Here is a 14,582-nt window from a genome sequence, read left to right as displayed (position 1 = left end):
TGACAACGGCGGGGGGTGTCTGATCGACATGGCTATCGAAACGATGTGCGATCTGATCGAGAAGATTGCAGTATTAGAACGTGTGGTTAGCAAACAGACCAGCACCGAAACTAGCGCCACAGTCCAAGCGTTTTACTGTTGGCGGGTATTTGGGCGGGTTGCTATGCGGCCTGCCTATTCTTAATAAAAATATCAGGGTGTTGTGGGGTTAATTGGAGCGGGTAACGAGAATCGAACTCGTAACTAAAGCTTGGGAAGCTGCCGTGATACCTTTTCACCATACCCGCGCGCCTGAGCACCGATTTAGGCTGTGGTGTGATTGGCGTCAAGTCAGGACTTTGTCGCAGTGAAAAAGTTGATCTCGGCGGGGATCCCGGCCCTGCCCAACTCTTCGAACGCTTGGGCCATGGCGGTTTCAATGCGGTTTTGTGCCGCTTGATCGGCAGAGAAATGTTTGATCGTACCCGCAGCCGGACCGACTTTCAGCGACAGCTCTGCAACCTCTGCCATTCCGCCGGGCAGGGAAAAAACCATATCATGTGCCACACCGGATACCTCGGCAAACCCCGCAGCGCGCAACATGGTGCAAACCTTGTCGATGTCGCGAAACGCAAAAGGGCCGGGGGCGTCTGGGTCTGATTTGGGCGGCGCGCCCAGTTCTGCCTTGGCAATCGCTGCGGGCAGGGTGAACCACGGGTTGCGCGGGATTTGGCCCCATGTCGCCAGCGTCATCTTGCCGCCCGGTTTCAAAGCGCGTGCGATGTTGCGAAAGGCGGCTTGAGAATCGGCAAAAAACATCACGCCAAAGCGTGAAACTACGTGGTCGAAACTCTCCTCCTCAAAGGGATGAACGGCCGCGTCCGCAAGCGCCATGTTGACATGCGGCAGCCCCGCCACCCGTTCACCTGCGCGGGCGATCATGGTCGCTGATATATCAAGCCCAAGCACACGGCCCGACGGCCCGACCCGTTGGCCCGCCGCAAGCGTCGAATGCCCGGTTCCGCAGCCAAGATCGAGGACGGCGTGACCATCCGAAATATCCGCTGTTTCAAGGACTTGATCCAGAACAGGGCCAAGAAACGCATCCAGCTGACCTTCGTGGCTGACCCAGGTCGGTCCGGCGTTGCTGGTCCAGAACTCTTCTTGGTCTTTGTTGCTTGCTGACATCAGAGTTGCCCTTTTATGCTGTCATCCGCGTCTGCGCCGACGTCCGCCACCCGCACCATCCCCGCCACTGCCACCGGTGTTAAAGGTCGCTGTCGGCAGGGTGACGATGCTGTTGAGGATCGGAAACGGCTCAACCGCGTTGGGTATCGCCGATGCGTTCACAAAATGCTCTTGAAAACGTGGCTCGATCGCGGTTTCGATCTTGTGGATATTGCGAACGGTTTCTTCGATCTCGGCACGGCTGGCGCTGTTGAGCAGGGCAATCCGCGCGCCTGTCCCGGCGGCGTTTCCGGCCGATGTCACTTTGTCCAGCGGCGCATCTGGGATCATGCCCAGAACCATCGCGTGTTTGGTGCTGATATGCGCGCCAAAGGCACCGGCAAGCACGATGCGGTCAACCTTGTCGACGCCGAATTTATCCATCAACAGACGTGCGCCGGAATACAGTGCCGCCTTGGCCATCTGGATTTCACGGATGTCGCGGTTGGTCACGGTGATTTTTGGCCCGCCATTTGCCGTGCCGTCATAAACCAGATAGGAATTCGTGCGCCCGTCAGCAAAGACCGAGGGCGATCCGGTTTGCTCGGCCGTGCCAATCAGGCCCGGGGCGTCTACGATGCCGTGAATGCGCATCTCGGCGACCATCTCGATGATGCCAGACCCGCATATGCCGGTCACACCGCTTGCGCCGATCTCGGCCTCAAACCCCGGATCATCGGACCACAGGTCGCTGCCGATGACCTTGAACCGCGCGATCTTGGTCACAGGGTCAATCTCTACCCGCTCGATCGCGCCGGGGGCGGCACGTTGGCCACTGCTGATCTGTGCGCCCTCGAATGCGGGTCCGGTGGGCGACGAACAGGCCAGCACCTTGTCACGGTTGCCCAACAGGATTTCGGCATTGGTGCCCACATCAACAACCAAAACCAGATCATCGGATTTGTCAGGTGCTTCTGACAACGCGACGGCAGCGGCATCAGCCCCCACATGGCCGGCAATGCACGGCAGGAAGTAAATCCGCGCCGAGGGGTGAATGGTCAGGTCCAATTCCACCGCGCGCATGCGCAGGGCATTGGAGGTTGCCAAGGCAAAAGGCGCTTGCCCCAACTCGAACGGGTCAATCCCCAGGAACAGGTGGTGCATGACAGGGTTGCAGACGAAAACCGCATCGACGATCAGCCCTTTGTCAACGCCGCCTTCGGCACAAATCTCGTCAAACAGGGTGTTCATGCCCGCACGCACCGCGCGGGTCATTTCGTCCGCGCCGCCCTCGTTCATCATCGAATAGCTGACGCGGCTCATCAAATCCTCGCCAAAGCGGATCTGCGGGTTCATCACGCCCGAAGACGCAACGACCTCACCGGTTTGCAGATCGCACAGATGCGCGGCGATGGTGGTCGACCCTAGATCGACGGCCAAGCCATAAACGCTGCCCTCATAGAACCCCGGCCACAGATGCATGATCCGCGGCGGGTTTTCATCATCGCCCAAATGCACGGCAACGGTGACCTTCCAGCTACCTTTGCGCAGAATCTTCTGCATGACCTGCAAAATCTGCAAATCAGCCTTTACGTTGTCCAATTCCCATTGGTCTTTCAACGCCGCACACAGTCGCTCTAGGTCGCCCGACGGGTCATGCATGTCGGGCTCTTGCACCTCGACGTAAAACAGCTTGGTTGACGGGTTCAGCACGATGTCACGCGCCTCGGCCCGCTTGCGGACCACCTGCTTGTGCACCTGGCTTTCGGCGGGCACATCAATAACGACATCCCCCATGACCTGCGCCTGACAGCCAAGGCGCCGTCCGTCAATCATGCCGCGCTTGTCCTTATAGCGCTGCTCGACGCTGTTCCATTCGGTCAGAGCATCGTCTTGAACCGTCACACCATGCTTGGAAAATTTACCATAGCCCGGCGAAACCTGACATTTCGAACAGATACCACGCCCCCCGCAAACCGAATCCAGATCGACCCCCAACTGGCGCGCAGCGGTCAGGATAGGGGTGCCTTTGGGGAAATGTCCGCGCTTGCCCGAAGGCGTGAATACCACAAGTGGATCGTTGCTCATTAAATCAGTCCTTGAAACCTTTGCCGCAACATAGCGAAGGCTGCGCCAGACGAAAGCCAAGATGCGTCATATCTTACAGCTTCCACGTCCTTCTTCTCTGGCTTTTAAATATCTCGGGGGTCGACCCAAAGGGTCGCCCCTTAATCACTGCGCGCATTTGGCGCGACGGGCAGCGCCCCAAGGCGTCAACCTCAAGCACCGCGCGCATGAAAGATGAACCCCAAAAAGTTCAAGAGCACCTGCGCCGCCAGAATATTGGTAGATCCGGTTGGGTCATAGTCGGGTGCCACCTCGACCAGATCGATGCCGATGATCTCGTGGCGCTTGGCCGCCGCCTGCAAAAGCTCCAAAACTTCGTAATAAAGGAAACCCCCATGGGACGGTGTGCCGGTGCCGGGCGCGATCGACGGGCAAAATGCATCAATATCGATTGTCACATAAAGCCGCGCACCATCCGGCACATGACCCAAGACACCAAGCGTGCCCATTGCCCGCGCTTGGCGTACCAAAATGATATCAGACCCCATTGCGCGTGCATCATCATAGCCTTCGCGTGCGGTGGAACTTACATTGCGGATGCCAACCTGGGTCAGGCCGGTCACATAATCCTGCTCTGCGGCGCGGCGCATCGGGTTGCCGTGCCCGTGGCGCACGCCGTGGCGTTCGTCCACGAAATCCAGATGTGCGTCAATCTGGAGGATATGAAAATCGCCTTGGCCGTCAAAGGCGCGGATGCAGGGGATGTTGATCGAATGATCGCCGCCAATCACGACGGGCAGGGCACCGGCATCCAAGATCGCCCGCACACCTGTTTCGATATTGGCATGGCTTTGCTCTGTATCCGTATGCACGATGTCGGCATCCCCAATATCAACGATATTGACGTCTCCGGGCAGATAGACGGCGTCGTCCTCGTGATCATAGGCCCCCGCATGGCCAAAGCTGAACAAGGTCGACGCTTCGCGCACCCCACGCGGGCCGAACCGTGCGCCTGCGCGCCACTGCGTGCCCGCGTCATAGGGGGCCCCCAGAATGGCAACGTCGGCATCCAGCGCCGACCAGTCCGGCTGATAGGGCCGCTTGCCAAAGGTCGATATCCCGACAAAGGGCAGGTCCAGCCTACCGCGCTCATATCCGTGATTGGCCATCCGAACTCTCCATTTGAAACTGTTAGACAGCAGCTTTCCCCAGCCATCCCCGATTTGCAATGCTGATACGGCGCAAATGACCCTTTCCAACCGGGGCTATCCGTGAAATAGGAAACCGCCAAATGAACCCATGCAACCCGAGGTGCAAAAATGGAGATTCGTGAGGCTCTGACCTTTGACGATGTATTACTGGTGCCAGCGGCATCAAGCGTGTTGCCTTCGACGGCTGACACACGCACCCGCGTGACCCAATCGATCTCGCTCAATATTCCGCTGCTAAGTTCTGCAATGGACACGGTGACGGAAAGCCGGATGGCAATTGCCATGGCACAGGCCGGCGGAATGGGTGTGGTCCATCGCAACCTGACCATTGCTGAGCAAGCCGAAGAGGTCCGCCGCGTCAAACGTTTTGAAAGCGGGATCGTCTATAATCCGATTACTTTGCGGGCCAATCAAACTTTGGCCGACGCTAAGGCATTACAGCAACGCTATAACGTCACCGGCTTTCCTGTTGTGGATGAAATGGGCCGGGTCGTAGGCATTGTGACCAACCGCGATATGCGCTTTGCCAAAGCAGATGACACACCGGTGCATTTGATGATGACCACAGACAAGCTGGCGATTTTGCACGAACCGGCCGACCGCGAAGAGGCGATCAGCCTGATGAAGGCGCGCCGGATCGAAAAACTGCTGGTGACCGATGACAAGGGCAAATTGACAGGTCTGCTGACCCTCAAGGATACCGAACAGGCCGTACTGAACCCAACCGCGTGCAAAGACGGCTTGGGCCGTTTGCGTGTGGCTGCTGCAACCACCACGGGCGATGCCGGATTTGAACGGTCGCAAGCGCTGGTGGATGCGGGCGTAGATATGATCGTCATCGACACCGCGCACGGTCATTCCGAAGGGGTGGCAATCGCCGTTGAACGCGCCAAGAAGCTAAGCAACGAAGTACAGGTTGTTGCCGGCAACGTCGCCACTGGCGAAGCGACGCGTGCCCTGATCGGTTCGGGTGCGGACGCGGTCAAGGTCGGCATCGGTCCGGGGTCGATCTGTACCACGCGGATGGTGGCAGGGGTTGGTGTACCCCAGCTTACTGCGATCATGGATTGCGCAGCGGCGGCGGGTGATATTCCGGTGATCGCTGATGGCGGCATCAAATTCTCAGGCGATTTTGCCAAGGCGATTGCGGCGGGTGCATCTTGCGCCATGGTCGGATCAATGATCGCAGGCACGGACGAATCCCCCGGCGAAGTCATTCTTTATCAAGGGCGTAGTTTCAAAAGCTACCGTGGCATGGGCTCGCTTGGCGCGATGGCCAGTGGCTCTGCTGACCGGTATTTCCAGAAGGATGCGGCCAGCGACAAACTGGTGCCCGAAGGGATCGAGGGCCAGGTGGCTTACAAGGGCTCTGCCGCAGCTGTGGTGCACCAAATGGTCGGCGGTCTGCGGGCTGCGATGGGCTATACCGGATGTGCGACCGTCGACGAAATGCGCAAGAATTGCAATTTCGTCAAAATTACCGGTGCGGGCCTGAAAGAAAGCCATGTGCATGACGTGCAAATCACCCGTGAAAGCCCGAACTACCGGATCGGATAGTTTCATAAGAAACTGCTTTGAAAGGCAACATAACGTGGCACTTACATGACCCCCGGCGCGCGCGTCTCAGCGGCGATCGAAATTTTGAACGCAATGGCTGACGGTCTTCCGGCCGAACAGGCCATGACCCGTTGGGCGCGCAGCAGTCGGTTTGCGGGTTCAAAAGACCGTGCTGCTGTGCGCGATTACGTCTTTGATGTGCTGCGCCAGCGCCGTACCGCTGCGCATTTTGGCGGCGGCGAAACGGGCAGGGCATTGATGATAGGCCTGTTGCGCGCACAAGGCGTTGATCTTGGGGCGCTTTTCACAGGCGAAGGCCACGCACCCCAACCACTAAGCGAACCCGAGCAGACTGCCGCAGACGCCCCGACAGGTTCCGCGACCCTTTGGAATTTGCCCGATTGGGTGATCCCTGATTTCACGGAATCTCTTGGTGATCGGGCCGAGGCTGTTGCTTTGGCGCTGCAATCGCGTGCGCCGATCACGCTGCGGGTGAACTTGGCCCAAAGCAATCCTGGCTCGGCCGCGGCGCAACTGGCTGATCTGGGCATTGAAACACGCGCCAATCCACGCGCGGCCTCCGCCCTGACCGTAGTCGAAGGTGAACGCAAAATTCGCAACTCTTCCCTTTACTTAGAAGGCAAAGTTGAACTGCAAGATGCGTCGAGCCAGGCAATCGTAGCAGCCATGCCCAAGGCAGGCCGGGTACTGGATTACTGTGCTGGCGGCGGTGGCAAGGCACTAGCGATCGCAATGTACCCGGATGTTGAGGTCTTTGCCCATGACATTGACCCACGCCGGATGAACGATCTGCCCGCCCGCGCGGCGCGTGCCGGGTGCGTTATTCCGCAATTCGAAACCGATGATCTGGCCGCAAAAGCCCCGTTTGATGTAGTTCTGTGCGATGCTCCGTGTTCGGGCAGCGGTGCGTGGCGGCGGTCAGCGGAAGGGAAATGGACTTTGACAGCGGCAAGGCTGCAGGAATTGAACGCCATTCAAGATAGCATTCTTGATGCTGCAGCCGACCTTACCGCGCCGAAAGGATCTCTGGTGTATGCGACCTGTTCGGTGCTTTCATGTGAGAACGAGGACCGCGCCAAGGCGTTCCTTTCTAGGCATCCGGATTGGAAAATCACCTTTGAGCAGCGTTTTGATGTCGATGAATTTGGTGACGGATTTTACACAACACACTTGATGCGTGTATAAAGCTGTGTACTGTATCCCAAAGCGTGTCCGCTTGGTTGATGGGTCTAGCGAATTTTCGTGGATTAATAGCTGATTAACCTTCCTGCGCGTAGATGATCCTGTGGTTCAATACGGATGGGAACACTTTTGTCAGTTCAACGTGGCTATTCGGATAAATCTGAACGTAAGCGGCTGTTTTTGCTGTTGTGCTTCTCGGCGATAGCAAGCGGAACTTCCTATTTCGCGCCGACGCGGCTCATGGCCGTGGTGCTGTTGTCTGTGGCCGGGGCCACCGCAGTGGTTGCGATGTGCAAGCTTGTTGCTGTCGAACTGCGTAAAAAAAGATCCCGAACGGCCCAAGGGGTGGTGATAGATTTCATCGCAAATGATGCCAGCCCCAGCATGTTTGCCACTGAAAACGGTGTTTTGACGACGCAAAACCTTGCGGCATCAGCGATGTTCAAGGATCATGGCGCGCAGACTGTCACGGCCCTGCTGTCCAGCCAATTTGCCAACCCGGCCGCCATTGTGTTTCGATTGCAGACCCGCGCTTCTCAAACGGGCTCTGCGCGCGAAGATATCGTGACCAAGGACGGACAGATGCGGCTTTCGGCGCATAAGGTTTCCGCTGGATTTCTGTGGCGGCTCGAGACGGTTCAGGAAAAACCACCTCAGAAACGCGCGGCGAGCGAGCAGCTTTTGCCGATGTTGATGGTCGGGCGTTCCGGTGCCGTTTTATTCATGAATGAAGCCGCGCGTGGACTTGTGGGCACGCGGGTCAAAACTCTTGACCGGCTGTTCAAGAAATTACCTGTGGTGCATGGTGCATTGGCCGAAGTGGTAACCGCGCACGGGTCCGAAGTGATGATGGTGGCCGAAGTTCCCGCGGGCGCAGGTCGGCATGCGCTTTATCTGCTGCCCGGCCATCCTGGTCATTCAGCTGATCTGGGATGGCAGGCGTTTCAGCAACTGCCCATCCCGTTGATTAAGGTGGGACCTGACGGCGTGATCATTTCCTATAATGCGATGGCGTCCAAATTGATTGGCCCCTTGTTGACCACGGAATGCCATTTGACCAACCTGATGGAAGGTCTGGGCCGGTCGATCAACGATTGGCTGGCAGAGACTATGGAAGGCCGCTTGGTTCAAAAGTCGGAATTTTTGCGTCTCAAGCGGGATGATCGCGAGGTTTTCGTACAGGTCACGCTGAGCCTTGTTACCGAACAGGGCAAACCGGCAATGGTCGCCGTTTTGAATGATGCAACAGAGCTAAAGACCCTTGAGGCCCAATTCGTACAAAGCCAGAAGATGCAGGCGATCGGGCAGCTTGCCGGAGGGGTGGCGCATGACTTCAACAATCTTTTGACAGCAATTTCAGGGCATTGCGATCTGTTGTTGTTGCGTCATGATCAGGGCGATCCCGACTTTAGTGATCTGGTGCAGATCAACCAGAATGCCAACCGTGCCGCTGCATTGGTCGGGCAATTGCTGGCGTTCTCTCGCAAGCAGACCTTGCGTCCTGAAACGTTGAACATGCGCGATACGTTGGCTGATTTGACCCATCTGTTAAACCGGCTTGTTGGTGAAAGAGTCACCTTGACCCTAAGTCATGACCCGGTTTTACATCCGATTCGTGCGGACAAGCGGCAATTGGAGCAGGTTTTGATGAATCTGGTAGTGAATGCCCGCGATGCCATGCCATCGGGGGGCGAAATTCGGATTGCGACAGAAACCGTTGACCTCACCGAAGGATTGACCCGGGATCGCGTGACCGTCCCTCCGGGGAAATATGTGACAGTCCAGGTTGCTGATGAAGGGCACGGGATCTCTGCCGATAAGTTGCAAAAAGTATTTGAGCCATTTTTCACCACCAAGCGCACCGGTGAGGGCACAGGATTAGGCCTATCGACGGCATATGGCATCATCAAACAATCGGGCGGATTCATTTTTGTCGATAGCACAGTGGGCGTCGGCACAGTTTTCACGCTTTATTTCCCTATCATGGTCCAAACAGCCATCGCGCAAAAAGAAGAGGTCGCCGTACCTCTGGCGGTGACCACAAAACACGACGACGGGATCGTTTTGCTTGTGGAAGACGAAGCACCGGTACGGGCCTTTGCCAGCCGGGCCCTGCGGATGCGTGGCTATACGGTGCTTGAAGCGGATTCGGCGGAAGTTGCGTTGAAAACCCTTGAGGACGAGACACTGAACATCGACGTATTCGTGACCGATGTGATTATGCCGGGTATGGACGGTCCAAGCTGGGTACGCGAGGCTTTGAAATGCCGCCCCGGTGTCCCGGTTGTGTTTGTGTCAGGTTATGCAGAAGACAGTTTCGAGGCGGCGCAAATGGCGATCCCGAACTCCGTTTTTCTGCCGAAACCGTTCTCGTTAACGGATCTGACCAACACCGTGCACCGTCAAATGCGCTGATCAGGGGATCGAATCGTACAGCGCGAATTCCTCGGCAAACTTCCGGCGAAAGCGCTCTTCGACGTCAGCAGACAATGGCAGCTCCATTTTGGGAGATTCGTTCTCGCGCTTGAGGTCCAGCGTCACCCCAAGCCTGTCGTGCAAGAAGTCCTGAAGCCGTGCTTGATCTTCATAGCGGAAATAATGGGTGATCCCGGTGCCATTGGGTTGCGCCGCCATAAAGTTGAGTTGACTGCCCACATCAGCGAAACCGGGCTTGTTGCCTTTCATATAGGCCAGAATGAACTCGTCAAAGGTCACATCGAACGTTGAATTCGGCTTGCCTTGCATAAAGGGGCGCTGACGATAGCGATACCAGCTGCCCAACCAGCTGATCGGTTCACGCATCACTGCCATCAACTCAAGCTCGGCGTCACAAACTTTGAGAAACATTGGACGGATAAACCGATTGTATCGATAGACCGGGGCATGCTTCAGCATGGGAGGTTCAGAGATTACCATGTCGGCACGCGGGGCGAGCGCACTTTCATAGGCCGTCGTGCCCGTTTTTGGTACTGACAAAAACGCCAAACGTTCCTTAAAGAAAACAAGCATTTAGACTAAATCCTATTCTCGCTACGCCAAAACTTGGGGTTGTACACCACTTTTTAATCACTTCGGCGAAAAGATGGAACCACAAACAAATTGATTGAAATGTTCTTCTTTTAGTCTCATATAGAACAGAAGAAGAACATATGCGTGTGGCGCCGGCGGCGATTGCAGCTTGCAGGCCACTGTGACAATAAGGGGATAACCTATCATGGCAACGGCAGATCTTTTGACAATGGACAACAAGAAACAAGCTGAAAAGCAAAAAGCCCTCGACAGCGCGCTGGCACAGATTGAACGCCAGTTCGGCAAGGGTTCTATCATGAAACTGGGTGCCCCCGGTGCAATTCAGGATATCAAATCAAGCTCGACCGGATCGCTGGGTCTTGATATCGCACTTGGCATTGGCGGCTTGCCAATGGGGCGGATCATCGAGATTTACGGCCCTGAAAGTTCTGGCAAGACCACGCTGACGCTGCATTGCGTAGCCGAGCAGCAAAAAGCAGGGGGCGTTTGTGCCTTTGTGGACGCGGAACACGCGCTTGATCCGCAATATGCAAAAAAACTTGGCGTGGACATCGACGAATTGCTGATCTCTCAGCCCGATACCGGTGAACAAGCGCTCGAGATTGTGGATACACTGGTTCGGTCTGGCGCGGTCAACATGGTCGTGGTCGATTCTGTGGCTGCTTTGACACCCAAATCAGAACTTGAAGGCGACATGGGCGACAGTTCGGTCGGTGTTCAGGCGCGTCTGATGTCCCAAGCGATGCGCAAGTTGACTGGGTCAATCAGCCGTTCAAATTGTATGGTTATTTTCATCAACCAAATCCGGATGAAGATTGGCGTGATGTTCGGGTCGCCCGAAACCACCTCTGGTGGTAACGCGTTGAAATTCTATTCGTCAGTTCGTTTGGATATTCGCCGCATTGGTGCGCTGAAGGATCGTGACGAAGTCGTCGGCAACGCCACCCGCGTCAAGGTTGTTAAAAACAAGGTGGCTGCCCCGTTCAAGCAGGTGGAATTCGACATCATGTATGGCGAAGGCATCTCGAAGATGGGGGAACTGCTGGACCTTGGTGTCAAGGCAGGTGTGGTCGATAAATCCGGATCGTGGTTCAGCTATGGCGATGAACGGATCGGGCAGGGGCGCGAGAACGCCAAGACCTTCCTGAGAGAAAACGAAGCCATGGCGATGGAGATCGAAGACAAGATTCGCGCCGCACATGGTCTTGATTTCGACGGATCGGAAAAAGACGATATCGATATTCTCGAAGCTTGATCCCAACGCAGATAGACTTTCAAAGGGCGTGCCGACTTGGCGCGCCCTTTTTCATGCGGCATCCCTGTGGACAGTGCGCATTCGCACAGCTATTTGATATGCAACCAATTTGCCCCTCGAAAGGCCCCGCATATGAAGACGCTAAACGATATCCGCTCAACCTTTTTGGGTTATTTTGAACGCCACGGGCATTCCGTGCAGCCTTCCAGCCCGTTGGTCCCGCGCAATGACCCGACGTTGATGTTCGCCAACTCTGGCATGGTGCAGTTCAAAAACCTGTTCACGGGCGTCGAAACCCGCGACTACAAGCGCGCGACAACGGCGCAGAAATGTGTGCGCGCGGGCGGTAAACACAATGATCTCGACAATGTCGGATATACCGCGCGGCATCATACGTTTTTTGAAATGCTGGGAAATTTCAGCTTTGGAGATTACTTCAAGGCCGAGGCGATTTCGTTTTCATGGGAATTGATCACCAAGGAATTCGGCATTGATCCCAAGCGGTTGTATGTCACCGTTTATCACACCGATGACGAGGCTGCCGAGATTTGGAAGAAGGTCGCTGGCCTGCCGGACGATCGTATCATCCGCATCGCGACGGATGACAATTTCTGGATGATGGGCCCCACCGGGCCATGCGGTCCGTGCTCCGAGATTTTTTACGACCATGGCGATCACATCTGGGGTGGCCCTCCTGGCTCCCCCGACGAAGATGGCGACCGGTTTGTTGAAATCTGGAACCTCGTGTTTATGCAATACGAGCAATTTGCCGATGGTACGCGTCAGCCACTGCCAAACCAGTCGATTGATACCGGCATGGGGATCGAACGTGTTGCCGCCTTGCTGCAAGGTACCAATGACAACTACGCCACTGATTTGATGCGCAATCTGATCATTGCCAGCGCGAATGCGTCGAATACCGACCCTGACGGGCCTGGAAAAACCCACCACCGCGTGATTGCGGATCACCTGCGGTCGACCTCGTTCTTGATTGCCGACGGTGTGATGCCATCCAATGACGGGCGTGGCTATGTGCTGCGCCGCATCATGCGCCGCGCCATGCGCCATGCGCATTTGTTGGGTATTCAGGATCCGCTGATGCACCGTTTGGTCCCTGAACTGGTCCGCCAGATGGGCGGCGCTTATCCAGAGCTTGGCCAAGCCCAATCGCTGATCTCCGAGACGCTTTTGCTGGAAGAAACCCGTTTTAAGAAAACCCTCGATAGGGGCCTGAAGCTGCTTGATGATGAACTCAAGGGCCTTCCGGCTGGCGTAAACCTGTCCGGCGAAGCGGCGTTCAAGCTTTATGACACCTATGGTTTTCCTGTCGATTTGACGCAGGATGCGCTGCGTGAACAAGACCGAGGCGTCGATCTTGACGGATTCAACGCAGCCATGGAAAAGCAAAAAGCATTGGCGCGCGCCGCATGGTCCGGATCGGGCGAGGCCGCAGATGCGACTGTTTGGTTCGATGTCGCTGAAAATGGCGGCAAGACGGATTTCCTTGGATATGATACCGAAACTGCCGAAGGCCAAATTGTCGCGCTGATCCAAGAGGGTGCGCAAACCGACACAGCCAAGGCGGGGGACAAGGTTCAGATCGCACTGAACCAGACACCGTTTTACGCCGAAAGCGGCGGGCAGATCGGTGACACCGGCCTTATCAAGACCGACACCGGCAGTGTGACCATCACCGACACCCGCAAAACTGCCGGTGTGTTCATTCATTTCGGCGATGTGGCCGAGGGCACGATCAGCACTGGCCAAGCCGCTGTGCTTGAGGTCGATCACGCCCGCCGCACCTCTATTCGCGCCAATCACTCGGCCACACACCTGCTGCACGAGGCCTTGCGCAATGCGCTTGGCGACCACGTGGCACAGCGTGGGTCTTTGAATGCAGCTGACCGTCTGCGCTTTGACTATAGCCACAACAGCGCAATGAGCGCGGATGAACTGGCTCAGGTTGAACAAGAGGTGAATACCTACATCCGCCAGAATGCGCCCGTTGATACGCGCATCATGACCCCCGACGATGCCCGTGCTTTGGGCGCTCAGGCCTTGTTCGGCGAAAAATACGGCGAAGAGGTGCGCGTCGTTTCCATGGGACGTCAGTCCGGATCAGGCAAGGGCGCGGATAAATCAACCTATTCGCTTGAGCTTTGCGGCGGGACGCATGTGCGTCAGACCGGCGATATCGGTGCATTTGTCCTTTTGGGCGACAGTTCCAGCAGTTCAGGTGTGCGCCGGATCGAAGCCCTCACCGGCACCGAAGCCCTGACATGGCTGCGCGCTCAGGAAACCGCTTTGTCGCGCGTCGCGGCAGAGTTGAAAACCTCGACGGCTGATGTCCCAGACCGCGTGCGGGCCTTGCTGGACGAACGCCGTGCCTTGGCGAACGAAGTCGCCCAGTTGCGCCGCGAACTTGCTATGTCCGGCGGCGGTGCTGCCGCGCCAGAGGCACGCGATGTGAACGGCATTAAATTCATGGCGCAGGTGCTTTCTGGTGTGACGGGCAAGGATTTGCCTGCCTTGGTTGATGAATATAAGACCAAACTTGGCAGTGGTGTTGTGCTGCTGATTGCTGATGCTGACGGAAAAGCTGCGGTTGCGGCTGGCGTGACGGCTGATCTGACGGCGCAAGCCTCTGCTGTTGATATCGTCAAGGCAGTCGTGGCTGAACTGGGCGGCAAAGGCGGCGGTGGCCGTCCTGACATGGCCCAAGGTGGCGCAAAAGACGTTGCAAATGCAGATGCGGCCATTTCGGCTGCCGAAGCCATCTTGAAAGGATAACCCTATGCCAGCCCTCTGGATCGCCCATGTTACCGTCACCGATAATGATGCTTACGGGAAATACGCCACGCTTGCCGGTCCCGCGATTGCGGACCATGGTGGCAAGTTTCTGGCCCGTGGCGCGCGTTTTGTGCAGCTTGAAGGCAAAGAGCGCCCCCGCAATGTCGTCGCGCGCTTCCCGTCGCTGGAAGAGGCCGTCGCTTGCTACAACTCTGACGCCTACCAAGAAGCCCTTTCCCATGCCAAAGGGGCATCCGAGCGGGAGTTAATGGTCATCGAGATCGACGATTAACCTCGGCTGATCATTCTGCACAACTCGATTT

The 14,582-nt window shown here is 56.6% G+C and carries 11 protein-coding genes and 1 tRNA gene; 7 read left to right on the top strand and 5 right to left on the bottom strand.

Translation table 11 applies throughout. The annotated features are described in order from the left end of the window. Positions 1–184 (top strand): hypothetical protein (locus ABYT07_RS13420; protein ID WP_372992358.1); only part of this gene is annotated, 184 nt, incomplete at its 5' end. 29 nt (positions 185–213) lie between these two features. Here ABYT07_RS13420 and ABYT07_RS13415 read toward each other — a convergent pair. The 4 genes from ABYT07_RS13415 to speB all read right to left on the bottom strand — a co-directional run bounded on the left by ABYT07_RS13415 (position 214) and on the right by speB (position 4,382). Further along, positions 214–287, bottom strand: a tRNA-Gly gene (locus ABYT07_RS13415). 43 nt (positions 288–330) lie between these two features. Further along, positions 331–1,167: a class I SAM-dependent methyltransferase gene (locus tag ABYT07_RS13410; protein ID WP_372992356.1), complete on the bottom strand. Its 837-nt coding sequence runs from the start codon at positions 1,165–1,167 to the stop codon at positions 331–333. 21 nt (positions 1,168–1,188) lie between these two features. After that, positions 1,189–3,234, bottom strand: coding sequence for an ASKHA domain-containing protein (locus ABYT07_RS13405; RefSeq protein WP_372992354.1), 2,046 nt, complete (start codon positions 3,232–3,234; stop codon positions 1,189–1,191). Positions 3,235–3,425: 191 nt separating this feature from the next. After that, positions 3,426–4,382: an agmatinase gene (speB, locus tag ABYT07_RS13400; RefSeq protein ID WP_372992352.1), complete on the bottom strand. Its 957-nt coding sequence runs from the start codon at positions 4,380–4,382 to the stop codon at positions 3,426–3,428. 150 nt (positions 4,383–4,532) lie between these two features. Here speB and guaB point away from each other — a divergent pair, with 150 nt between their 5' ends. The 3 genes from guaB to ABYT07_RS13385 all read left to right on the top strand — a co-directional run bounded on the left by guaB (position 4,533) and on the right by ABYT07_RS13385 (position 9,599). Then, a complete protein-coding gene (gene guaB / locus ABYT07_RS13395; protein WP_372992350.1) occupies positions 4,533–5,981 on the top strand; it encodes an IMP dehydrogenase in 1,449 nt (482 codons plus the stop codon). A gap of 45 nt (positions 5,982–6,026) precedes the next feature. Beyond that, positions 6,027–7,187, top strand: a complete 1,161-nt coding sequence (locus ABYT07_RS13390; protein WP_372992348.1) for an RsmB/NOP family class I SAM-dependent RNA methyltransferase — start codon at positions 6,027–6,029, stop codon at positions 7,185–7,187. Between the two features lie 114 nt (positions 7,188–7,301). Beyond that, complete coding sequence (locus ABYT07_RS13385) at positions 7,302–9,599, top strand: ATP-binding protein (protein ID WP_372992346.1); 2,298 nt, start codon at positions 7,302–7,304, stop codon at positions 9,597–9,599. Here the strand turns inward: ABYT07_RS13385 and ABYT07_RS13380 are convergent, their stop codons facing one another. Beyond that, on the bottom strand, positions 9,600–10,193 hold the full coding sequence (locus ABYT07_RS13380; protein ID WP_372992344.1) for a gamma-glutamyl kinase: 594 nt from the start codon (positions 10,191–10,193) through the stop codon (positions 9,600–9,602). A 205-nt stretch (positions 10,194–10,398) separates the two neighbouring features. Here ABYT07_RS13380 and recA point away from each other — a divergent pair, with 205 nt between their 5' ends. From recA to ABYT07_RS13365, 3 genes are all read left to right on the top strand, one after another. Next, positions 10,399–11,469 (top strand): recombinase RecA, encoded by a 1,071-nt coding sequence (recA, locus tag ABYT07_RS13375; protein WP_372992342.1) that lies wholly within the window; start codon positions 10,399–10,401, stop codon positions 11,467–11,469. 132 nt (positions 11,470–11,601) lie between these two features. Next, positions 11,602–14,259 (top strand): alanine--tRNA ligase, encoded by a 2,658-nt coding sequence (alaS, locus tag ABYT07_RS13370; RefSeq protein WP_372992340.1) that lies wholly within the window; start codon positions 11,602–11,604, stop codon positions 14,257–14,259. A 4-nt stretch (positions 14,260–14,263) separates the two neighbouring features. Beyond that, positions 14,264–14,551 (top strand): DUF1330 domain-containing protein, encoded by a 288-nt coding sequence (locus ABYT07_RS13365; protein ID WP_372992338.1) that lies wholly within the window; start codon positions 14,264–14,266, stop codon positions 14,549–14,551. The last annotated feature ends 31 nt before the right edge of the window (positions 14,552–14,582 follow it).

Source organism: Sulfitobacter sp. (genome assembly GCF_041552635.1).
Classification (GTDB): domain Bacteria; phylum Pseudomonadota; class Alphaproteobacteria; order Rhodobacterales; family Rhodobacteraceae; genus Sulfitobacter.
Note: the sequence above shows the minus strand (reverse complement) of the source record. Positions and strands in the feature narration are given on the sequence as shown.

Coding starts and splice junctions, on each gene's coding strand:
- ABYT07_RS13365 (WP_372992338.1), top strand. CDS start 14,264: ATGCCAGCCCTCTGGATCGCCCATGTTACCGTCACCGATAATGATGCT.
- ABYT07_RS13405 (WP_372992354.1), bottom strand. CDS start 3,234: ATGAGCAACGATCCACTTGTGGTATTCACGCCTTCGGGCAAGCGCGGA.
- speB (WP_372992352.1), bottom strand. CDS start 4,382: ATGGCCAATCACGGATATGAGCGCGGTAGGCTGGACCTGCCCTTTGTC.
- ABYT07_RS13385 (WP_372992346.1), top strand. CDS start 7,302: ATGGGAACACTTTTGTCAGTTCAACGTGGCTATTCGGATAAATCTGAA.
- alaS (WP_372992340.1), top strand. CDS start 11,602: ATGAAGACGCTAAACGATATCCGCTCAACCTTTTTGGGTTATTTTGAA.
- ABYT07_RS13410 (WP_372992356.1), bottom strand. CDS start 1,167: ATGTCAGCAAGCAACAAAGACCAAGAAGAGTTCTGGACCAGCAACGCC.
- ABYT07_RS13390 (WP_372992348.1), top strand. CDS start 6,027: ATGACCCCCGGCGCGCGCGTCTCAGCGGCGATCGAAATTTTGAACGCA.
- ABYT07_RS13380 (WP_372992344.1), bottom strand. CDS start 10,193: ATGCTTGTTTTCTTTAAGGAACGTTTGGCGTTTTTGTCAGTACCAAAA.
- recA (WP_372992342.1), top strand. CDS start 10,399: ATGGCAACGGCAGATCTTTTGACAATGGACAACAAGAAACAAGCTGAA.
- guaB (WP_372992350.1), top strand. CDS start 4,533: ATGGAGATTCGTGAGGCTCTGACCTTTGACGATGTATTACTGGTGCCA.